The organism is Mycobacterium pseudokansasii (assembly GCF_900566075.1).
Taxonomy (GTDB): domain Bacteria; phylum Actinomycetota; class Actinomycetes; order Mycobacteriales; family Mycobacteriaceae; genus Mycobacterium; species Mycobacterium pseudokansasii.
Window position 1 is genome coordinate 2,376,749 of sequence record NZ_UPHU01000001.1, and the last position, 21,306, is coordinate 2,398,054.

Genomic DNA, 21,306 nt, shown 5'->3' on the forward strand with positions numbered 1-21,306 from the left:
GTTGCCGCCTTTCCGGCCCGGCGTGACCAGTGGTCATATGACGAGTATCACATTGCACCGGCGTTCGGCAGCGCGTCAAGCCTGCCGGACGGTTTACCTGAACGCGGCCTGGGCCCCCTACGGACTCTGCCCGGCCAGCCTGTCGGTCGCGGCATATCGAAGCAGCGCGCCCACACCGTCGGCGGGCGTCAGCCGGTCGTCGGCGCGCACCAGCGACGCGTCAACCGCGATCGCGGCAAACGGCAGTGCTTCGTCCGCCCGAACCACCCGTGCCACCGGCTCACCCAGTTCGGACAAAGCGTCGGCATCGGGAGCGACCGTCGTCCGCGCCGCGCCGGTGACCACCGTGGCGTCGCCCAGCTCGCCGATGATCAGGGTGTCGACGTCGCCGTCACGCAGCGCCGCGCACACCGCGGCCACCCCTTCGGCGGCCAGCCCCGAACCACGTCCCAGCTGCGCCTGGAAACGCTTCGCGACGTCGGTCAGCTCGGCGGCTCGCCGGCGGGCGAACTCCGCTGCCGTCAAGTCGCGGATCTCGTCCTCGCTGATGCCGCTGGTGCGGGCGCCGGCATGCAATTGGGATACCCGCCGCGCCACCCGCGGCGGCAATGCCGAAACCAGGTCGGAGCGCGAACGGACCTCGCCGCAGACGAACACCACCTCGGGGTCGGTGTCGTCGACCAGCCGGGTGAGGTGGTCGGCGACGGCGCGGCAGTTCATCCGGATGGCTTCCTCGGTCGTGTGCTGCAGATCGCCGTAGCCGTTCCAGCCCGCCGTGACCGGTTTGTGGACCGGGTAGCCGCCGCCGTCGATGCTGGTGGCACTGAAGGTGCCGTCGCGGTACAGTCGGACGTCGGCCCCGGTGTGGTCAACTGCCGCGAAAATGTAGGTGGGCCACAGCATTTCGCGGTCGATCAATGGCACCAGATAGGGGTACTCGGACAGGCGGACTACCGTCATCGGGGGCGGGCTGAGGAGTTGCTCGTTGACCAGCACCTGGTCGGCTGTCGCGATGACCGCGCGGCCGCGACGACCCACGGCCGGTCGATGGTGCAGCACCGCGTCTTCAAGCCTGCCCACCAGTTCCGCGGCTGCCCCCAGCTCCTCGAGACGCCGACGGATATCTCGCCATTTCGCCTCAAGTTGCCCGGAGGCATCGGCAGTGTCGTGGGAATCGTCGAAATACACCGAGGCGACCGAACCTTCGGCGGTTACCAGCCATCGCAGGCGTTCTGATCGCATGCCCACCTTCTCCGCTACGTCGTCGTGATACTTACCTGCAGGTCGCCTGTACGGCGATCAGTCTTGGTACAGCGCCGCTATCTGGTCGGCGGACTTGTCGACGACCACCTTGCGGCGCAGCTTCATGCTCGGCGTCAAATCGCCGGATTCGATGGAAAGCTCGCGGTCGAGAATGGTGAATTTCTTGAGCTGCTCCCACCGATTCAGTTCCGCGTTGAGCATGTCGATGTATCCCGCGATCAGGTCCCGCGTCCGGCTGTCGCCGGCGATTTCGGCGAACGAGCGGCCGGCCAACCCGTGTTTGGCGGCCCAGTCGGTGATCGCCTCGCGGTCCAGGCTGACCAGTGCCACGCAGTAGGGCTTGCCTTCGCCGATGACGATGAGTTCGCCCACATACGGGCACAGGCCCTTGAAGCGCACTTCGATCGCCGAAGGTGCCACGTATTTGCCCTGGGAGGTCTTGAACATGTCCTTCTTGCGGTCGGTGATCCGCAGGTAGCCGTCGGCGTCGACCTCACCGATATCGCCGGTGTGGAACCACCCGTCCTGGTCGAGAGCCTCGGTGGTTGCCTCGGGCAGATCGTGATACGAAGTCATCAAACCGGGCCCCCTGAGCAGGATTTCGCCGTCGCCGGCGATCTTGACCTCGGTGGCGGGGAACGGCCAGCCCACCGTGCCGAACCGGTACGCGTGCGGGCGGTTGATGAACGACGCCGCGGCGGTCTCGGTCAGCCCGTATCCCTCGAGGACGGTGATGCCGATCGCGTCGAACCACTGCGCGACGTTGCGGTCCAGGGCGGCCGCGGCGGACACGAAAAACCGGATCCGGCCGCCGAAACGCTCGCGGATGGTCGAGAACACCAGCCGGTCGGCCAGTTTGTATGCCAGTGTCGCGGCCGGCGACGGTTTCCGGCCCTTTTGCCTGGCCGCCGACACCTTCAACCCCACCCTCATCGACCACCCGAAAACCGTTCTCTTGAAACGGCTTTGCTCGGCGACCATCTGCTCGATGCGGGCATGGGCTTTTTCGAAGATGCGGGGAGCGGCACCCATGACGGTGGGATGCAGCACGGCGAGATTGTCGACGATCTTCTCGACGCGCCCGTCGATGGCGGTGGTGAACCCGATCGACAGCGGCAGCGCCAGCATCACCTTGCCGAAGGCGTGGGCCAGCGGTAGCCACAGGAAGTTCAGGTCGTCGGGGCCGAGCACGTTGAGGGCGTCGATGGCCGCGGCGGTGTATGTCCAGGCCCCGTGGGTCAGCCGCACCCCCTTGGGCCGTCCGGTGGTGCCCGAGGTGTAGATCAGGCTGGCCAGCTGGTCCGGACCGACGGCTGCCGCCCGCTCCTCGACGGCGTTGGGGGAGTCGGCCAGCAGTTGTTTACCCAGCTGCTCCAGATCGGCGAGGGTGATCACCCAATCCCCGTCACCGTTGCCGTCGATGATGACGACCTTGCTCACCGCAGGCAGTTCGGCGCGGTGCGCGAGCAACTTGTCGACCTGCTTCTGATCCTCGGCGACGACGATCCGGCTGCCGGAGTTGGCAACGATGTAGGCGACATCGGGGGCGATGGTCGTCGGGTAGACGGTGGTGGTTGCGGCGCCGGCACACATCACCGCGAAGTCGGTGAGCACCCACTCGTAGCGCGTCGAGCTGGCAAGTGCCACCCGGTCCTCGGCGGCAATCCCGAGCGAGATCAGCCCCGCGGCGAGGTGGCGCACGCGCTCACCGACCTGCTCCCAGGTGACGCGCTCCCAACCGTGATCGTGGGGATAGCGGAAGGCCTCCGCGTGGGGGGTGGCGGCCACCCGGTCGAGGAACATCCTCGCCACCGACGGCGGCCGGCTCTCGATCTTGGAGAAATCGGGTTTCTCCAGCGAGGCGAGTGCGGCATTCATGACGAAAATCCCTTCTCGCCCAAAGGAATCAACATTGATTGGTTAACGAAGTGGTGCATGACGATCTCTTCTGTTGTGCCTTGACACCTCCGATGCTTCTGCGGTTGCCCGAGCAGGTATAGGGACCAAAGTCATCCAGCTATCGGAAATCGTCCCTTCAGGCGTCAGGCGTCAGGCGTCAGGCGGCCGGGTTCAGGCCGCGATGCTCACCTGAATGGACAGGCATTCGCCGATCGCATACGCCGTCGGCCAGTCACCGGTACGCACCGCGCATGCCAGGTCGTCGACCAACGGGCTTTGGACGCCCAATTCCGACAGCCAGCCCGCCACCGTCGCCGTGATCTCGTTCACGGTTACTCGGGCAGTACGTCCGTCGTGCAGTCGATCGGTCACCTGATAGATCGTCGTGACCTTGTGATGCCGCCAGATCGCTGCGTTCATCGTGGTCTCCCGGTAACTCCCGAGTTGGTCAGCTTGTCACTATCGATCTGACCACCGGCGCCTCCCCGGCCCTAGAGGCCAACAGCACGTTGCCGGTGTGCTTTGGTCGTTGTCCGGACCCGCCGAAGTCCTCCGCGGAAGGGTCTTTCGGCCCAGGCCAAAGCTGGACCGGGCGAGTAGCGTACTTCGCTGTTGGGGATGTTGGGGATGTTGGGGATGTTGGGGATGTTGGGGATGTCGGGCAACCCGAGGAATGAGCGAGATGACTGCTGTAGCAACCGATCACCGCGTGGCGGCGCCGGCCGCGTTGGTGGGCGGGCCGGGGTGAGCTCGGTCCGGGCACAGGATCTGGCAGCGGTGGAGGTATTCGCCGACATCGCGACGGAGCAGCTCACAGCGTTGGCTGACCACCTGAAGCCGCTGCATTCGGTCGCGGGCGAGGTTTTGATGCGCCAGGGTGACCGGGCGGAGTCGTTTGTCATCATCACCGCCGGCCGGGTCGAGGTCAGGCACGTCGACCGGGACGGTCAGATATCGGTGACGGAGCTGTCGCCGGGGCTGATCGTCGGCGAAATCGCCTTGTTGCGGCACACCATGAGGACGGCGACGGTGATCGCCAAAGACGACGTGTGCGGCTATCGGGGATACAACGATGCCTTCGAGGCCATGCTGGCCATCCCCGAGGTCGCCGAGCGAATGGTCCGCACCGCGCGACAACGGCTGGCGGCCTACGCCGCCCCGATCCCGGTATCCGTCGAAGACCATCCTGATCTGCTGTTGCGCCCGGTCCTGCCCGGCGACGCCGAACGGTCCCAGAGCAGCGGGACGTTCTCCCGAGAAACCCTGTATCGGCGCTTCATGTCGTCATACCAGCTCAACGATGCGCGGCTGGCCTACCTGTTCGAGGTCGACTATGTCGATCATTTCGTCTGGGTCATGACCGATGGCGCCGACGGTCCGGTCGTCGCGGTCGGCAGGTTCGTTCGGGACAAGGACGACCCCGGCCTGGCCGAGGTCGCGCTTACCGTCGGCGACGCGTATCAGCGGCGGGGGATCGGAACGCTGCTGCTGACCGCCCTGGCGATCGCGGCACGCACCGACGGCATCGACCGCTTCTTTGCGCTGGTGCAAGCCGACAACGACGCCGTTCATGCGTTGGTGCGCAAGCTGCATCCCGATTGGGAGCGGGAGGATCCCGGGGTGCTCACCACGACGGTGCAGATCCCGGCCCTCCGAGACCTGCCCCTCGATGACGTCCTGCGCAAACAGATCCTGACCGTGGCCTACCAGGTGATCCACGCGTTCGACTGAGCCGGGTACAACGCCTCTGCCATCTGGGGCCTTTGCGCCCTACCCGACGGCGAGGTGGCTGCGCAGCATGGACCTGTCCGGCTTCGGTATCGGAAGGAGTTGGTCGATGAAATCGCTCGTCGTGTGCGTGTCGACGTCGCACGGCAACACCCGCCGCGTCGCCGACCGGATGGCCGAGGTGCTGCACGCCCAGGTAGTCGAACCCGAGCAAGTCGATCCGCACACGCTCGGCGACTACGACCTCGTCGGCTTCGGATCAGGCATCTACTACATGGCGGTGCACCCGAGGTTACGAAGCTTCTTGCGTCGCCTGCCGCAGGTCGACGGCGTTGCGGCGTTCACCTTCTTCACCAGCGGCGCCCGCGAGATCCCGCTGATGAGCTATCACAAGCCGATGGGAAAACAGCTCGGTGCCAAGGGTTTTGAGGTGATCGGGTTGTTCTCCTGCCGGGGCCTCGACACCGTGGGGCCGTTCGGGTACATCGGCGGGATCAACAAGGGCCGGCCAGACCACCACGACCTGGATCGGGCCGCGGCTTTCGCGGAACGGATTCGCGAGCGGGTCGCGGGGTCCAGAGCGGCGTCCTGACAGATGGCAGGCGAGGAGCGCGACGTCCTGGCACTGGTGCGTGGCCTGGTCGCCGAAGTGCACCCGCATGCCATGCCCCCCTCGGTGACCCTCGACAGCACTTTCGACGACCTCGGTATCGGCAGCCTCGAATTGGCCGAACTGCTGTTGCGGGTCCAGGGCAAGTACGGGGTGGCGCTGCCGTCGAAGCTGCTGGCCCGTGCCGAGACACCGCGTGACCTGGTGGCGGCCGTCGCTCGCGGCCATCCCGTCTTGGCCCCTGAGCGCGGCGCCATGGTGTCTTTCCCCACCACGGAACCGGGCGGGCTGGCGCCGGAAGCCGCGTCGACCCTCAACGATGTCCTCGACTGGCACGTCGGCGCGACCCCGGAGCGCATGCACATCCGGCTGCTCGACGATTCCGGGGGCGGTGCGGACCTGACGTATGCGACGCTGCACCGGGAGGCGGCCGCCGTCGCGGCCGGGTTGATCGCACACGACGTCATGCCGGGCGAGACGGTCGCCATCATGTTGCCCACCTGCCGGGCTTACTTCACCACGTTCGCCGGTGTGGTGCTCGCCGGCGCGGTGCCCGTTCCCGTCTACCCGCCGGCGCGGCCGTCCCAGTTGGCGGATCATCTGCGCCGCACCACCGGCATCCTCACCAATGCCGGGGCCACGCTGCTGGTCACCGTGCCGGAGGCGGTGACGCTCGGGCACCTGTTGCGGTCGAACGTCGAAAGCCTGCGTCACGTCGTCATACCCGAAACACTCACGAGCACAGGCGAAGACGTGGGGCGGGGCCGGCCCGCATTGCCCAGGCCGAGAACCGACGACCTCGCCCTGGTGCAGTACACCTCGGGCAGCACCGGCCAGCCCAAAGGGGTCGCTCTCGCGCACCACAACCTGCTTGCCAACATCCGGGCGATGGGCCAGGCCGCGGGTGCGTCGGGGACGGACACGTTCGTCAGCTGGCTGCCGCTGTACCACGACATGGGTCTGATCGGCGCGTGGCTGGGGTGCATGTATTTCGGTGTCCCGCTGGTGGTGATGAGTCCCCAGGCGTTCCTCATCCGTCCATCCCGATGGCTGTGGGCCATCCACGCCAACCGGGCGACCATGTCGGCCGGACCCAACTTCGCCTACGAGCTGTGCCTGGCCAAGGTCCGCGACGACGAGATCGAGGGGCTCGACCTGAGCTCGTGGCGATTGGCCTATAACGGCGCCGAGCCGGTGAGCCCCGCGACGATAGAGCGGTTCGCCGACCGTTTCGCCGCGTACGGCTTCCGGCGAGACGCGATGACCCCGGTGTACGGCCTGGCCGAATCCTCGGTGGGCCTGGCCTTCCCGCCGCTGGGCCGGGGTCCGCTGATTGACCGGATCCGCCGCGACGAGTTCGTGCGTTCCGGGAGGGCCGAGCCGGCCCGGCCCGGCGAGCGTGACGCACTGCGCTTCGTGGCCTGCGGCCAGCCCCTGCCCGGCCACGAAATCCGCATCGTCGGGACCAACCGGGCCGGCGCCGCCGAACTGGGCGATCGCCGCGAAGGACGAATCGAGTTCCGTGGTCCGTCGGCGACCGCCGGATATTTCAACAACCCGACAGCCACCCGTTCGCTGTTCCGCGGCGACTGGCTCGATACCGGCGACCTGGGCTATGTGGCCGACGGCGACCTCTACGTCACCGGCCGGGTCAAAGATCTGATCATCCGGGCCGGCCGTAACCTGCATCCGGCCGAGTTGGAAGAGGCCGTCGGCAATCTCACCGGGGTTCGCAAGGGTTGTGTGGCGGTGTTCGCCTCCGCGGATCGGTCGGGGGGAGCCGAGCGGCTGATCGTCATGGCCGAGACCCGGCTGACCGAAGACGGCGCGCGCGCCGCGCTGCGATCCGAAATCGCTTCCACCACAGTGGATTTGCTGGGTGTACCGCCGGACGACGTGGTGCTGGCGCCGCCGCGCGCGGTGTTGAAGACCTCGAGCGGCAAGATCCGGCGGGCCGCCAGCCGGCAACTCTACGAGGCGGGAAGAATCGGCGCCCGGCCACATGCGGTGTGGTGGGAGTTGGTGCGGCTGCGGTTGCGCGGCGCGGCCCCGTCGATGCGCCGCACGGGCCGCGCGGCGGCCGCCGTCGCATTCGCGGCCTATACCTGGGCGGTGTACCTGGTCCTGGGGCTGGCGTTGGTGGTCTTGCTCATGTTGTTGCCGCGGGAGCGATGGCGCTGGTGGGCGGTTCGGCGATCGATCCGGCTGCTGGCCCGCCTTACCGGAACGGCCATCACCGTGCACGGCCGCGATCACCTGCCGGCCCAAACCTGCATCGCGGTGGCCAACCATCCGAGCTGGATCGACGGAATCGTCCTCGCCTCGGTGCTGCCGCCGTCGTTCCACTTCGTCGTCGCCGAGCAGTTGCAGCAGGGGCTCTACGGATTTGCGCTGCGGCGGCTGGGCACCCAGTTCGTCGAACGTCACCAGCGGGAGCAGGGGGTGGCCGACACCGACCAGCTGGTCGGGTGTGCGCGAGCGGGCAAGTCGCTGGTCATCTTCCCCGAAGGCCGGCTAGCCCGCGCCCCGGGTTTGCGGCCCTTCCACATCGGCGCATTCGTCGTCGCGGCCGAGGCCGGGGTGGCGGCCCTTCCCGTAGCCATCCGGGGGACCCGGTCGGTGATGAGGCCGGGCCACCACTTCCCGCGTCGCGGCGCGGTCGACGTCGTCATCGGTGCACCGATCCGGCCGGCGGGCCCGGACTGGGATGCAGCTGTTGACGTGCAACGCAAGGCCCGCGAGGCGGTGCTGCAGATGTCGGGCGAGCCCGACGTCGAATGACCGGTTGCCAGGGGGAGACAATCCGGAGTAAGGGTTCACCCTTGGCAAAGAAGACAATCCGAAGCAAACCCGCAACGCACGTTGACGTTGCGGCGGTTTCGATGGTTCAGTTCACCGTGTTTTGCTTGCCGCCTGGCCGGCGCTTCGCACCACGCTGCGGAAGAACTCCATCCGCGCGGTGACCAAATCATCGGCCAAGTCCAGGGCGGCGTCGACAACCGTCTTGCGTCGCGACTCGTCGGGGAGAACGGAATCGATCTGATCGACGAACTTGCGGACGGCCTCGATGGCCTTCTTGCGGCCGGTTTCAACCGATTCGAGTACCTCGTCGGAAAGCTCGGCCCAGCGTGGCTCGGTCTTCTGCGGCGTCTCTGTCATGATTTCAACTCCCTGAACTCGATCAGCCGGCGCTGACTTCGGCGATTGCCGACGCTGATGAAGTTACGACTGTTGAGTCACCGGCACGAGTGACTAAAGTCCTTCCTCGTGTGAGGATTTGTCCCATCCGGTGACCTTCGGCGGGACGTAAGACCCTAACGCACCACATCGTTGGCTGTTAGCTTTGCCGCCATGGCAGCATCGGCCGGTGACGACGTCCATGATCGCCCGGGTCCACGGCAGTTGAACCCAGCCGGCATCGGCGGTTTGGGCAACGTAGTCAAACCATTCCTGCACACCGGCCGGTACTTCGCCCAGTCATGGCGCGACTATCTCGATCACACCCCCGACGAGCTCCCGATCGCCCGACCCACCATTGCGTTGGCGGCCCAGGCATTTCGGGACGAGATCGTCCTGATGGGGCTGAAGGCTCGCCGCCCGGTCAGCGCTGGGCACGTGTTCGAGCGAATCCGGGACGAAGTGGCCGCCGGCGTGGAGTTCTACGGGAGCCGGGGATGGTTGGCGTGGCCCCGAGGATTCTTTGGTGATCCACCGCCGCTCGCAGATGTCACGGTCCGAAAGGTCAAGGGCCGCCGACGTACCTTTTATCGCCTGCACTTCGACAGCGGCTATGCCCCGCACCCGGGCGAACCGGGAGCCGAACGATGGCTGGGATACACCGCGAACAACCGCGAGTACGCATTGTTGCTGCGCCACCCCGAACCGCGCCCCTGGCTGGTATGTGTGCACGGCACCGAAATGGGGCGCGCCCCACTGGATCTGGCGCTGTTTCGGTCCTGGAAATTGCACGACGAGCTCGGCCTGAACGTCGTCATGCCGGTCCTTCCGATGCACGGTCCGCGGGCGCGCGGCCTGCCGAAGGGTGCGGTATTTCCCGGCGAGGATGTGCTCGACAACGTCCACGCGACGGCTCAGGGCGTGTGGGACATCCGGCGGCTGCTGTCCTGGATACGGTTGCAGGAGCCGGAATCGCTGATCGGGCTGAACGGGCTGTCGCTGGGCGGCTACATAGCGTCGTTGGTCGCCAGCCTCGAAGAGGGTCTCACCTGCGCGATCCTCGGAGTACCGGTCGCCGATCTGGTCGAGTTGCTGGGTCGCCACTCCGGTTTGCATCGTGACGACCCGCGCCGCGACATGGTGAAGATGGCCGAACCGATCGGCCGAATGATTTCACCTCTGTCGCTTACCCCGCTGGTGCCCATGGCCGGCCGTTTCATCTACGCCGGCGTAGCCGACCAGCTTGTGCATCCGCGCGAGCAGGTGACCCGCCTGTGGGAGCACTGGGGTAAACCCGAAATCGTTTGGTATCCCGGTGGTCACACGGGATTCTTCCGGTCCCGGCCGGTGCAGCGGTTTGTCGAGGAGGCGCTACAGCAATCCGGGCTTCTGGACCGGCCGACGGCACGACGCGACCGCCCGGCCTAGGGCGTGTCTCCCGAATTAATAGGTGTTGACCGGCGACGATTTGCTGATGACGCGGATGGGTGTGATTTCTGATGAGTTTTGGGCGGCTGTCGAATCGCTGATGCCATCGGATGAGGGCAAGCGGGGCGGCAGGTTCGGTGATCACCGGTTGATACTGGAAGGGATCGCATGGCGATTTCGCACTGGCAGCCCCTGGCGGGACCTGCCGGCCGATTTCGGGCCGTGGCAAACGGTGTGGAAGCGCCATCATCGATGGTCTTTGGACGGCACCTACGACGCGATGTTCGCTCAGGTTAGGGCGGTATTCGGGCTCGGCGCCGCGGTGGTCGCCGACGTCGAGAAGCTACTGTCGGTGGATTCGACAAACGTTCGGGCACATCAACATTGCGCGGGCGCACGGTCTGACACGCTGGCAAAAGGGGGCTCTGTCGAATTACAAGAAATCTGCCGATGAGCCCGACGATCATGCGATCGGCCGCTCGCGCGGCGGGCTCACTACGAAAATTCACGCTCTGACCGATCAGCGGCAAGCCCCGGTGGCGGTCCGCTTGACTGCCGGACAGGCCGGAGACAACCCTCAGTTGGTGCGGCTGCTCGACGACTACGCCGCAGCCGGCAAGGGAAAGGACGTGTCGGGCCGCAACTTCCGATTGCTCGCCGATAAGGCCTATTCACATCCGAGCACGCGTGCTGAATTGCGTTCCAGGAGAGTCAAACACACAATTCCTGAACGCAAAGACCAGATCGCTCGACGTAAGGCCAAAGGATCAGCAGGCGGTCGCCCGCCCGCATTCGACGCCGCCCTCTACGGGCTGCGCAACACCGTCGAGCGAGGCTTCAACCGGCTCAAGCAGTGGCGCGGCGTCGCAACCCGCTATGACAAATACGCCCTCACCTACCTCGGCGGCGTCCTACTGGCCTGCGCAGTCATCCATGCCCGCGTAGCGGCCACAGAATCGGGAGACACACCCTAGTCGCGGAGGACGAGATGAATCCACTGGATCCGCTGGATGCGGCGATGATGACCGCGGAAATGTTGTCCAACCCAATGCATGTCGGTGCTGTGCTGATGCTGTCACCACCGCCGGGTGCGGGTCCCGAATACGTCGACGAGCTGTATCGAGAAACGCAGGCGGGCAACGATCCGATCGACCCGCGGCTGCGGCGATATCCGCATCAGGGTCTGGACACCGGGGGCATCTGGGTCTGGCGTGACGCCGACACCGTCGACATCGGGCAGCACTGCCAGCGGCGCACGGTCTCCGGAGGCGGCGCCGGATTCTGGCGGCTGATCGCCGAGCTGGATGCCGAGCGCCTCGAACGGTCCCGCCCGATGTGGATGTCGTATCTGATCGATGGCCTCGAGGATGGCCGATTCGCCTTCTATATCAAGGTGCATCACACCGTCATCGACGGTGTGGCCGGGTTCAAGATGATCGCCGAGGCGCTGAGCACCGATGCGGACCGGCGATCGATGCCACCCTTCTACGCCGAGCACCACCGGGAACGTGCGGCGACGGCGACGTCGACTAGTCTGCTGCATCGGCTGGCCGCGCCGTTGCGGACGCTGGTCGGGACGGCAGCATCCGGGGTCGGGCTGGTGAATCATGTTGTCACCGGCGAGATATCGACAATACTCGACAGCCTGATCGGCCATACGACGGTGCTGCCGTTCGGAGCTCCCTATACGCGATTCAACGGTCGTCTCGGGCCCGAGCGGGCCGTGGCGGCGGGCAGCTGGCCGAAAACCCGCATCCAGGCGGTGCAACATGGCGCCCAGGTGACCGGCAACGACGTGGTGACCGCGATGGTGGCCGGTGCGCTGCGCCGCTGGTTGCTTGACCGCGGCGAGCTGCCCAAGCAGTCGCTGGTGGCCGCCTGCCCGATCACCGTTCGTGGTCACGAGCACGCCAGGGCAGATGACGAGCACGGCAACATGTTCGGTCTCTGGTTGTGCCCGTTGGGCACCGACATCGATGACCCGCTGGCACGGTTGGACACGATTCACCGGTCGATGTCGCAAGGAAAGCACTGGGTAGCCAAGCGCGGATCGGCGGCATCGCTGCTGACGGTCGCGGGAAGCATCGCCGCCACGGTAGTTTTTCCGCTGCTGCCGCTTTCGCCGAAGATCCGCACCGGATACAACGTCCCGATTTCGCACGTTCCGGGTCCCCGTGCCGAAAGATATTGGAACGGCGCGCATGTCGATGAGATATATCCGGTGTCCACGGTCTACGACGGTCAGGCGCTCAACGTGACGACGTGCTCCTATGCCGACCAAATCGGGTTCGGCTACGTCGCGGGCCGCGAAATCGTCCCCGATATCGACAAGCTGATCGCGCTGACCGAACAGTGCCTGACCGAGCTGGAAGCCGCGCTGGGCGTGGGGATCTGATCAGGCGGCCCGCGGCAGATCCTTGGGTGGGCTTGCCGTTTGTGGACTCGTCTGGTGCGGGGTGGGAGCCCATCCGATGAAGGTCAGATACAGCCCGGCCAGCGCCATGACGATGAACGTGCCCCGCCACCAGACCGGCGCATCGATCGCGTTGCTGGCAAACCCGGCTCCGTTGATGAGTTCGATCGGAGAACTTACCGACTTGCTGACTCGCGAGGCAAGTGCGTCGAAGACGCCGCAGCCTCACGGGCTACCCAAGAAGAAGTTCGCGCGTGCGTCGACGGTGCACTAGGTCGCCAGGGCGCCAGCGGCTGCCTCATACAGACGGGCATTCTGGATGTGAGACTCACAGTGTGAGAAAGGATTTGCGACACGACGACTCGCGGCGACAGGTTAGGGGAGCGGCCGCTACGGGTTGTCCCGAATCTGTAGAAGCGGGACATGAAGCCCGTCACTTCACCGGCATGGTCCGCGTCGCTGAGCGACGATCGAAGCACGCCGGTAACCTACGCGGCAACTAGGTCGCAGCTGATTGGCTATTTCGTACGGCCTGGGACGTCGCCCACGCCAAAACGCAATGCACCATCGTGGAGTCAGCTTCAGGATTCGCCGGCTTTCTTGCCGACGAACACTGACAACCCGCCAATCATCGCTGCTGTGACAAAATATGTGATGTCAGAGCCGGTAGGCCGGTGCAGACACCAGTCGATGACGGTCATGGCGCCCAAAGCGATCAGCAGTAATGTCAACATGATCCAGGCTCGCCGCGATCGTGCCGGGGCGGCGATGATCAAACCGACCCCGGCTGCCGCGATAATCAACGGTAGGTAGCTCATTTGCACTGTTGTGGGAGCGGGTGTTCTTTTCGGGCTTCGTTGAGGAACTCGCCAACGCCGCCCATGAAAGCTCCGCCGATCGCACCTTGGACGGCTCCCACGCCCTCGGTCGGTACTCCTGCAGCCAGACCCCCTAAGACCGCGCCCCCGAGGGTCGCGCCCCCGAGATTTTGCAGCAGGCTTTGCTGCTGCTCATCGAGCGCTTGCTGGCAGGCGACGCTGCTCGGACCGGTCGCGGGCCGCGGCGCCTGCGGTGGGGATGCGGGCATTGGTGGATCCGGCGTAGGCGGCGCAGTTGGCGCCGTCAGGACCTGCTCGTACTGCGGAATAAACGCGGGCTGGGGGGGCGTTCCGTCGGGAGTGTCCCACGGCGCAAATGGAGGTGGGTCACCGCCGCCGTTCTGTTTGAAGTCAACCAACTGGATTCCATTGCGGTGGGTGGCCGGAGCTTGCGGGACAGGGTTGGAGATCGGCTGCTCCGCAAAGCCGACGCTACTGAGACCAGTGGTGGTGGCGGTAAGTTGGCCTGCAGTCTTGACCTCTGCCTCGTTGAGCTGTTCTGCGCGCAAGCGGATGTCACCGGCGAAAGCCTGCGCCTGGGCTGTCGAGCGGCCTGCTCTGCGGTGGTACTGCCAACACGGGTATCGGTGACCGATAAGTCTTCTCCGACAGTGAATCCCGCGTTCTGGGCGTCCTCGACGGCATAGAGCACTCGTTGTTGGGCCGCGCTGATCTCGCTGGCACCGTTGCGCGCAACCGCTGCTGCCTGGCGTAGCTGGTCGGCTTTTGCGGCGACGATCGGCAGGTCGGCGCTGGTCCGTTCGCGTAGCGCGTCGCCCCCCGCGCCGTTCCAGGCGATGGCATAGGACGGGTTGCGCATCTGCAGGAAGACGTCTTCCCACTGATCGGCGGTCTGGGTCCAGTAGCCGGCTGCATCGATAAGATGTTCGGTGCTCCATGCGCGGATTTGCGACAGGGTGGCCGGCATCTATACCACCGTCACCTGGGTGACGGCCGCCATCTCACTTGCGGCGCTGGCCTCTTGGTTGGCGTAACCTGCGGCTGCAGCGGTCACCCCGGCAGCCGTTGCCTGAGTACGGGTAGCCATGGCCGCCGCCACACCGCCGATTGCTGCGTCGATGCCACTCACCGCCGCCGTCGTGGCTTGGAATGGCTGGCCCGGCGCCGGCGGCGCCGCTCCGGTCGCGAGTTGAGCGCCAAGGCCCTGCCATTGACTGGCCGTAACCCCCAGCCGACCGAGAACAACCTGCAATTCATCCGATCCCACCCGCGCGAGTCTAGACGAGACCACGCGGAGGGCACGTCAGGCCGATCCGCCGATTCCACGACTCAAACCGGCCGGAGTATCGACATCTCTTACGGGGGCCGAGAAAGGTAACGACCACTTCCCTAGTCTGTAGCGAGTGTCCTCATACGTGAGTTTTGAGGCTCGGCCATTCGGCCGGGTGTGGTGGTAGAGACGAGGGATCTCCGTGTTCGGAGATCCCTCGTGTCGGTCGTAGCCTCGGGTTGTTCAGACCAAGGAGGCAATGATGGCCGACTATGCAACTTTACTGTGCGATCATGTGACGCTCACCTGTCGGTCGGTGGACCGGATCTTTTTGCAGGCATATGTGCCGAAACTGCAGTCGGTGGGCGGGGTGTGCCAGTTTTTGTACTGGCAGAAGGGGTTTGGAATTCCGTCGTCGGCGGCGTTCGGCAAGATCGGCGACGCCTACGTCGCCGAGGTGCACCGGTGGGCTAAGGCGAACGCGATCCCGGTGCGCCGCTTCGCCAAGGGCGAGAACAAGGAGGAGATCGCGCGGCCATTGATCGAGGAAGCCGAAAGGGAGGGCGGCGAGGGGCGGGTGGTGTTGATCGGGATCGCGCAGGAAAAGACCCCGATATGGCGCTCGTGGAAGGCCAAGGGCCAAGAGCATGTGGCTCATCCGCACATGGAGTGGGCTCGCCAGATGGGCTTTGTTAATCATTTCTACTTTTACCTGTGGGATCCCGACTGGGGTGGCGCGTTTTGGAAGACCAATGCCTACGCACCGTGGCCGGTGTGGATCTGGCTCAACGGGCACACCTGGGCGCAACGGCAATGCGACCGGCTGGGCATCGGCTACACCGCTCTAGACAACGGGTTCCGCGACTGCGAGGACCCCGCCGCGCTGCAGCGCATCTGCGACCGACTGGGGTCGGGCGCGGTGAAGAGCTTCTTTTGGCGCTGGCAAAAGCTGTTGCCATCGCCGTTCACCCGCGATGACTTGCGTGCGGGCTACGTCTACGAACTGGCGTTTCGCCAATTCGAGGTTTCTGATACCCGGGTGTTCGACCGGCCCGCGGCCGGGCGATCGTTTTTCGAACAGCTCATCCGTGACCACCTCGACATCGGACGCCCGGAGAAGGTGTCGCTGATCTTCGACCGGCGCATCAGCTCGCGCACGCCGGGCACCTGGCGCACCCAAGTGATCACCAAGGGTGTGGATCCGCAGATCAGCTGCTACTACAAGTCGAGTCGGATCAAGCAATACTTCAAGGAGCATCGGGCGTTGCGCACCGAGACGGTCATCTGCGACACCCGCGATTTTGGCATCGGTCGGCGGGTGACCGCCGAGAACTGGAAGGCCCTTCGGGCGGTTGGCGAGCATGCCAACCAGCGTCTATGCGACGCACAAGCCACCGATGCCCGGCCCGCTCCGGATGTGGCCACCTTCACCGAGGTGACCCGACCCTCACAGATCGACGGTCAACATGCCCCCGGACTGCGGTTCGGGGATCCGCGGGTGATGGCGGTGCTGGCCGCTATCGTCGGATTCACCCATCTGCTCGCCGGGTTCGACAACCCAGCCCTGGTTCGAGCGGTAACCACCTTGCTGGGCTGCTCCTACACAAGCCGCCAAGCCACATATGACCTGCGCCGGCTCAAACGCAAGGGGCTCATCGTCAGGCTGCCGGGCCACCACCGCTACCAACTCACCCCGCTGGGCCGCCGCGTCGCGGTGCTGTTCACCAAGGTCTACGGACGTGTTCTCGCACCCGGCCTGGCCGAGTTAGACCCAAGGCTCCCAACGGATGATCTCGCCAAACGCAGCGATCTGGCGATCGCCTGGCGCCAACTCGAACGACACCTCAATCAATTCACAAATGCAGCACTCACCGCGGCCTGAACCGCAACTTGATCTAATTGTGAACTTCGCCCTCACCAAGCGAAGCTAGAACCGGGCCAGTTAGAGAGGTCCTTGCTTACCGGCTGGCAGGTGGCTGTAAGGGACGGCTGCGCGAACAACGACCCGAAGGCGCCGAAACCATCCAAGGCGCGATCGGCGACGCTCTCCTGGCCGGCGTCGGCGAGATCCTCAACGAACCGCGAAAAATCCACCGCTGCAGCCGGAGTGCAGATGACCGGTACCTACCGCTGATCGTCGCTGCGGGGGTCGGCTGGATCGGCGCCGCCCCGGCATGCTCTAACGGATGGTCTCACACGCGGCATGCAAGTCGTGATGCACCAAGTATCATTCCTGACGAGCGTGACTGCTTCCAGCCGCCACAATGCGTGATTTCGGCACTGAGGCAAGACATCTCGCCCAGCCAACAGCTCGAATGTCATCTCGAACGGCGACAAGCGGTCGTTGCTCCCTCTGTCTGCGACACCATACCCCTCGGCCGGATTGTGCTACGTCGCTTCGTGTTTGCCGTGTCCTTCGGATGACTCGGGAGCGCTTTGCGGTGGTGCAGCTGACGTGGCATGCGCCATTTCCGGTTCCGCGGAGCCGGGTTCAGGAGCCGGCGTTGCGCCAGGGGCGGGCGCTGGCACCGCCGCGATGCGGTGGATGCCCTTGCGATCGTAGATCCAGGTCAGCACGGCGCCGAACACCAGACCGATCGCGAGCCCGATCGTCGCCACCGTCAGGGAGCGGCCCAGTCCTGCGTCGAGGCGGCCGTCGAAGTACAGCAGCGCCCGGGTGCCGATGAACACCTGGCGCATCGGCTCGAAATTGGCCAGCCAACTGAAGATCTTCGGCTCCGCCTCGAGCGGAATCGTGGCGCCGGTGGACGGCAGGCCCAAGAAGTTGAAGATGAACAGGGCGGTCAGAATGCCGAGCGTGCCCAATGCCGTGATGAAGCTCGTGGAGGCGATCCCGACAGTCAGCATGATGAAGACACCGAAGAGCCACAGCGCCCATGGGTGGGGCACCGGCATCCCGAAAGCCTTCGCCACCAAGAGGTAGACCGCTGAGGAGAACAACGACACCACCGCCACCAACATCCACTTGAGGAGCAGCGTGCGGAACCACGACACCCGGACCCGATCGGCCAACCGGTACATCGGTCCGAATTCAGCCGGCGAATAGCCGAGCATCGCCTCGACCAGCATGCTCACCACCAGGGCGCCGGTGACGCCGCCGATCAGCAACATCAGGGTGTAGAAGTAACTGGACAGTCCGAGCCCGGTGCCGTCAGGCAGCTCATTGCGCTGCTCGACCCGAACGTCGAGGGGATTGGCGAGCACCCAGGCGGCAGCGGCGCTCAGTTGCTCGCCACCGGAGGCCGCCGCCGCGTCCGTGAGCTTCTTGCCGGCCTTGGTGTTGTAGTCAACCATCGCCTTTTTCAGCACATTCTCGGCGATGCCCGCGCCCATCGCGCTGGCCCGTGGGTTGGTTTCGATCGTGATGACCGGTTTGGTCACCTCGCCCGGCTTCGACACGGTTTGCAACAACCCCAGCAGTTTGTCGGAGAAGTCCGGCGGTATCACCAGCGCGCCGTAGAGCTTGCCGGTGTCGAACTGATGGTTCGCCTCCTCGGGGGTCAGCAACCGGATGTCGAACTTATGCCCTTCCTCGAGTTTGGTTTTGAGTGCGTCGGTGATCTTTGCGCCCGCCTTGGCGCTTCCCGTGTCCTCGTTGACGATCGCGATCGGGAAGTTGTGGAAGTTTTTCTTCGGGTTCAGGCTGCTGCCGAAAAACAGCCACGACAGTCCCGCCAGCACGGCGAGCGTGACGACGATCGGGGCCAGCCAGAACCGCACGGTGCGCAACGGGTGCGGCAGCGGATACGGAGTGGTTTGACGCAATAGTTGCTGGTCGGACATGAGGGCTCCTTCCTCGACTAAGCCGAGCCTGCGTTGGGGCTACATACCGAATGCGAAATCGCGCACAGCTGCCTCCGGGACTCAGGTGGCCAACCGGGAAGGGCGGCGGCTTTGCTTGGTGCGGGTCTGTTTGCGGGCCAGGGCGCGGGCCAGCAGGCGGGCGACGCCGAGTTCGATGCCGCGGGCGAGTTCGTCGACGTCGGGCGTGGCGTCGTAGTCGGCGGTGATGCCGAACACCAGGGTGTCGACATAGGTGAGCATGCCGATGACGGTGCGCAGGTGCATGGCGATCGGCGGCACCGGCAGCAACTCTTCCACCGGGCGGCCCAGGACCTGCAGTCGCTGGCGGGGGCCCGGCACATTGGTCGCCAGCGTGACGACGCTGCGCTGTGGCAGCCGCGCCAGCAGCCGAACCGTCCACGCGCTCAACACGAACGGCACGAAGTTGGCCAGCGCGACAAAGGCGCTCGCCGCCTGACGCTCACCGCTGCCTTTCAGCCTGTCCAAGCGGGTGTGCACCGACCGTAACCGCTTCACCGGGTCGTCCTGCTCCACCGGCAACGACGGCAGCATCGCCGACACGCGAATATCGGTGCGGTCCATGGCATCCGGCGAGCGCACCGATACCGGGATCAGCGTGCGCAGCGAGTTGCGCCGCGGCTTCTCACCGCGATGCAGCAGGACCGCCCGATAGCTGTCGGTGATGGCGGCCAGTGCCACGTCGTTGAGTGTGACGCCGAAGACCTCGCACACCGTTTCGACATCTTTGAGCGACACCCGCGCCGCGCTGTAACGGCGCATGTTCGTCACCGAGCCGCGCAGCGACGAGTTTGCCGCGGGAGCGAGTAAGCCGGCAACGAATTCGGCTGCGCCTTTGGCGGTGTGCGCGGCTGCGCCGGTGGTGGCCAGCGACGTGCGCCACAGTCCTCCGGCCCAGCTCAGCGGGTTCAGGCTGAGCCCGGCCGGGTTGCCGATCGACGGCGGCGGTTCCTTGGCGGCGCGGATGTCGGTGGCGAACGTCGCGGCCGGACCCGTATCGGCGATGTTGGCCAACATCCGCATCGCGGCAATGCCGTCGGCGATGCAATGGTGGATTTTTATCAGCGCTGCCCACCGCCGTTCCGGCAGGCCTTCGATGATCCAGCACTCCCACAAGGGGTGGTCGCGATCGAGTCGGCGCTCCATGAGATCGGCGATGGTCCGGAACAAGGCGGCATCATCGCCGGGCCGCGGCAATGCCGCCCACCGCACATGGTGGGTGATGTCGAAGTTGGCGTCGTCGACCCATTCCGGCGCCGCGAGTTCCAACGGGTGCTTGTGCACCAACTGCGTCAACCGGGGGATGGTTCGCATCCGCTCCGAGAGTGTCTCGACGAGTTCGTCTCGCCCGGGGCTGGGTCCGTCGATGACAGCCAGCGCGCCGATGGCCAGGCTCACATGCCTGTCGGCGTCCTCTGCCTCCAGGAAACTGGCCTCCATGGTCGTCAGCTGTTCCACCGCCAGCCACCTCCGATCCCCATCGATCGGCATCACTATCCGCGGTGGGGCACCTGGGGCAATAGTGCCGTTAGTCCCCAAGGACTAGTGCCGGACTTCCCGACCTGGTGGATTATCGCCATCGCTGCGGCGAAACGATCGCTCAGTGAATCGGGACCGGCGACTCGTCCGCCAGTTCGGCCAACTCACGGGGCACGATGCCCACGTACCTCATGATGCGATCCAGGACGATGTTGGACAGATCGCCGTCGTCGGCAACCCGGCCGAGGCCGCGCCGTCGCAGGAAGGTGTCCAGGCGCCGATCGGGCGACCAGCCGGCGTAGATCGTGTCTACGTAGCGTGATCGCAGGAATTCCCAGGCGAGACCATCGACGTCGGAATCGGTCAATAATGGTGGGTCGCCACGCATAGCCGTCCTAATCCTTGCTGAGCCACAACCGCAGCCAAGTTACGTGGACCAGGTCATCATTTCGTCACACTCATGTTGCGGAATAGGGCCGAAAGTCACCTGTCCGGTATGTCGGCTTGTGCGGCGAGGACCATAGACCCTGGTGAACAACCCGTGGTGGGCCGCAGACTTGCGCTATGGCCAAGACGATCAAACGTATTGCCGGGGCCGGGGCCTCGCTGGCAGTGCTGTATGCCGCGCGGCGGTATTACCGCAACTGGGGTACCACCAAGCAGGAATCCCGGATGCTGCTGCCCGGCGACACCTTGGTCAGCGACCCGGCTACCCAAACGACCGAAGCGCTGAACATCGACGCCCCGGCAGCTGCCGTGTGGCCGTGGTTGGTGCAAATGGGTCAGGACCGCGGTGGCTTCTACGGTGGTGAAGGACTGAAAAACCTAGCCGGGCTTCGCCACAACGACGCCGATCGAGTCCACCCGGAATGGCAACAGCTCGCGGTGGGCGATATGGTGCGGCTGGCTCCCGAAGGCTGGATGGGCCTTCCCGACGGGGTGACGTTGCGTGTCGCCGAAATCGTGCCCGACAAATACCTCGTGCTCAATGCGACGCGACCGGACCTGCGCTGCAACGCGGTGTGGTCGTTCCACCTGCAGCCGCACTGGGAGGATCGCGTCCGGCTCCTCACCCGTGCCCGGATTGCGCTGCGCCGCCCCGGCGAAGTGTTCGCCCTGGAACTGGCCCGGCCGTTGATCTCGCTGGGCACCCGAGGACTGCTGCTCGGTATCAAGCACCGGGTTGAGCGGCTGCCGCTGCCGCAACCCACCGCACCCGGTTGCTGAGATCGGCAGTGGATACCAATGTTTGCCGCGGCGGGCGTCGCGCAGGGCGATTGACCCATGGCCAGAAGGTCGAACGACCCTAGTGTCCGCGGTAGCGTCGCCTTACGTTCGATAGCGGGCGATTCGAGGG

The 21,306-nt window shown here is 65.4% G+C and carries 18 protein-coding genes and 2 pseudogenes; 9 read left to right on the forward strand and 11 right to left on the reverse strand.

Annotation, left to right across the window (positions count from 1 at the left end; genetic code table 11):
- Window positions 1–117 precede the first annotated feature (117 nt).
- The 3 genes from EET10_RS10890 to EET10_RS10900 form a co-directional block, all read right to left on the reverse strand.
- A complete protein-coding gene (locus EET10_RS10890) occupies window positions 118–1,242 on the reverse strand; it encodes an Rv2629 family ribosome hibernation factor (RefSeq protein WP_036403601.1) in 1,125 nt (374 codons plus the stop codon).
- A 57-nt stretch (window positions 1,243–1,299) separates the two neighbouring features.
- Window positions 1,300–3,141: an AMP-dependent synthetase/ligase gene (locus tag EET10_RS10895; RefSeq protein WP_122502141.1), complete on the reverse strand. Its 1,842-nt coding sequence runs from the start codon at window positions 3,139–3,141 to the stop codon at window positions 1,300–1,302.
- A 192-nt stretch (window positions 3,142–3,333) separates the two neighbouring features.
- A complete protein-coding gene (locus EET10_RS10900) occupies window positions 3,334–3,582 on the reverse strand; it encodes a hypothetical protein (RefSeq protein WP_051490539.1) in 249 nt (82 codons plus the stop codon).
- Between the two features lie 324 nt (window positions 3,583–3,906).
- On the opposite strand from EET10_RS10900, the gene EET10_RS10905 reads away from it, so the two are divergent.
- The 3 genes from EET10_RS10905 (at window position 3,907) to EET10_RS10915 (ending at window position 8,281) form a co-directional block, all read left to right on the forward strand.
- On the forward strand, window positions 3,907–4,893 hold the full coding sequence (locus tag EET10_RS10905) for a GNAT family N-acetyltransferase (protein ID WP_246013629.1): 987 nt from the start codon (window positions 3,907–3,909) through the stop codon (window positions 4,891–4,893).
- Window positions 4,894–4,999: 106 nt separating this feature from the next.
- Entirely contained in the window at window positions 5,000–5,482 is a 483-nt protein-coding gene (locus EET10_RS10910) for a flavodoxin family protein (protein WP_167480160.1), read from the forward strand.
- A 3-nt stretch (window positions 5,483–5,485) separates the two neighbouring features.
- The gene (locus EET10_RS10915; RefSeq protein ID WP_122502143.1) at window positions 5,486–8,281 is read left to right on the forward strand and encodes an AMP-binding protein; all 2,796 of its coding nucleotides are present in this window, start codon (window positions 5,486–5,488) and stop codon (window positions 8,279–8,281) included.
- A 111-nt stretch (window positions 8,282–8,392) separates the two neighbouring features.
- Here the strand turns inward: EET10_RS10915 and EET10_RS10920 are convergent, their stop codons facing one another.
- A complete protein-coding gene (locus EET10_RS10920) occupies window positions 8,393–8,659 on the reverse strand; it encodes a hypothetical protein (RefSeq protein ID WP_036403593.1) in 267 nt (88 codons plus the stop codon).
- 192 nt (window positions 8,660–8,851) lie between these two features.
- Between EET10_RS10920 and EET10_RS10925 the strand changes: the two genes are divergently transcribed.
- The 4 genes and pseudogenes from EET10_RS10925 (at window position 8,852) to EET10_RS10940 (ending at window position 12,792) form a co-directional block, all read left to right on the forward strand.
- The gene (locus EET10_RS10925; RefSeq protein WP_036403591.1) at window positions 8,852–10,105 is read left to right on the forward strand and encodes an alpha/beta hydrolase family protein; all 1,254 of its coding nucleotides are present in this window, start codon (window positions 8,852–8,854) and stop codon (window positions 10,103–10,105) included.
- A gap of 46 nt (window positions 10,106–10,151) precedes the next feature.
- A pseudogene (locus EET10_RS10930) lies at window positions 10,152–11,079 on the forward strand (IS5 family transposase).
- A gap of 14 nt (window positions 11,080–11,093) precedes the next feature.
- Entirely contained in the window at window positions 11,094–12,500 is a 1,407-nt protein-coding gene (locus EET10_RS10935; RefSeq protein WP_063466602.1) for a wax ester/triacylglycerol synthase family O-acyltransferase, read from the forward strand.
- A 76-nt stretch (window positions 12,501–12,576) separates the two neighbouring features.
- Window positions 12,577–12,792 carry a hypothetical protein gene (locus tag EET10_RS10940; protein WP_136624728.1) on the forward strand — a complete coding sequence of 72 codons (216 nt, stop codon included), beginning with the start codon at window positions 12,577–12,579 and terminating at the stop codon, window positions 12,790–12,792.
- Between the two features lie 307 nt (window positions 12,793–13,099).
- On the opposite strand, the gene EET10_RS10945 is transcribed toward EET10_RS10940, so the two are convergent.
- The 4 genes and pseudogenes from EET10_RS10945 to EET10_RS10955 form a co-directional block, all read right to left on the reverse strand.
- Window positions 13,100–13,336, reverse strand: coding sequence for a hypothetical protein (locus EET10_RS10945; protein WP_036403583.1), 237 nt, complete (start codon window positions 13,334–13,336; stop codon window positions 13,100–13,102).
- A complete protein-coding gene (locus tag EET10_RS29575) occupies window positions 13,333–13,605 on the reverse strand; it encodes a hypothetical protein (protein WP_167480091.1) in 273 nt (90 codons plus the stop codon). Before EET10_RS29575 ends, EET10_RS10945 begins: the two co-directional genes overlap by 4 nt.
- Window positions 13,606–13,704: 99 nt before the next feature.
- Window positions 13,705–14,324, reverse strand: a pseudogene (locus tag EET10_RS10950) (hypothetical protein); the annotation flags it as partial.
- Entirely contained in the window at window positions 14,325–14,624 is a 300-nt protein-coding gene (locus EET10_RS10955) for a hypothetical protein (RefSeq protein WP_036403901.1), read from the reverse strand.
- Window positions 14,625–14,889: 265 nt separating this feature from the next.
- Here EET10_RS10955 and EET10_RS10960 point away from each other — a divergent pair, with 265 nt between their 5' ends.
- Window positions 14,890–16,509, forward strand: a complete 1,620-nt coding sequence (locus tag EET10_RS10960) for a hypothetical protein (protein WP_136624700.1) — start codon at window positions 14,890–14,892, stop codon at window positions 16,507–16,509.
- 506 nt (window positions 16,510–17,015) lie between these two features.
- Here the strand turns inward: EET10_RS10960 and EET10_RS10970 are convergent.
- The 3 genes from EET10_RS10970 to EET10_RS10980 form a co-directional block, all read right to left on the reverse strand.
- The gene (locus EET10_RS10970) at window positions 17,016–18,413 is read right to left on the reverse strand and encodes a YhgE/Pip domain-containing protein (protein WP_423793632.1); all 1,398 of its coding nucleotides are present in this window, start codon (window positions 18,411–18,413) and stop codon (window positions 17,016–17,018) included.
- Between the two features lie 99 nt (window positions 18,414–18,512).
- Window positions 18,513–19,928: a WS/DGAT/MGAT family O-acyltransferase gene (locus EET10_RS10975; RefSeq protein ID WP_099188740.1), complete on the reverse strand. Its 1,416-nt coding sequence runs from the start codon at window positions 19,926–19,928 to the stop codon at window positions 18,513–18,515.
- A 142-nt stretch (window positions 19,929–20,070) separates the two neighbouring features.
- On the reverse strand, window positions 20,071–20,337 hold the full coding sequence (locus EET10_RS10980) for a hypothetical protein (protein WP_036403576.1): 267 nt from the start codon (window positions 20,335–20,337) through the stop codon (window positions 20,071–20,073).
- Window positions 20,338–20,513: 176 nt separating this feature from the next.
- Here EET10_RS10980 and EET10_RS10985 point away from each other — a divergent pair, with 176 nt between their 5' ends.
- Window positions 20,514–21,176: a hypothetical protein gene (locus tag EET10_RS10985; protein ID WP_036403573.1), complete on the forward strand. Its 663-nt coding sequence runs from the start codon at window positions 20,514–20,516 to the stop codon at window positions 21,174–21,176.
- Window positions 21,177–21,306: the final 130 nt, after the last annotated feature.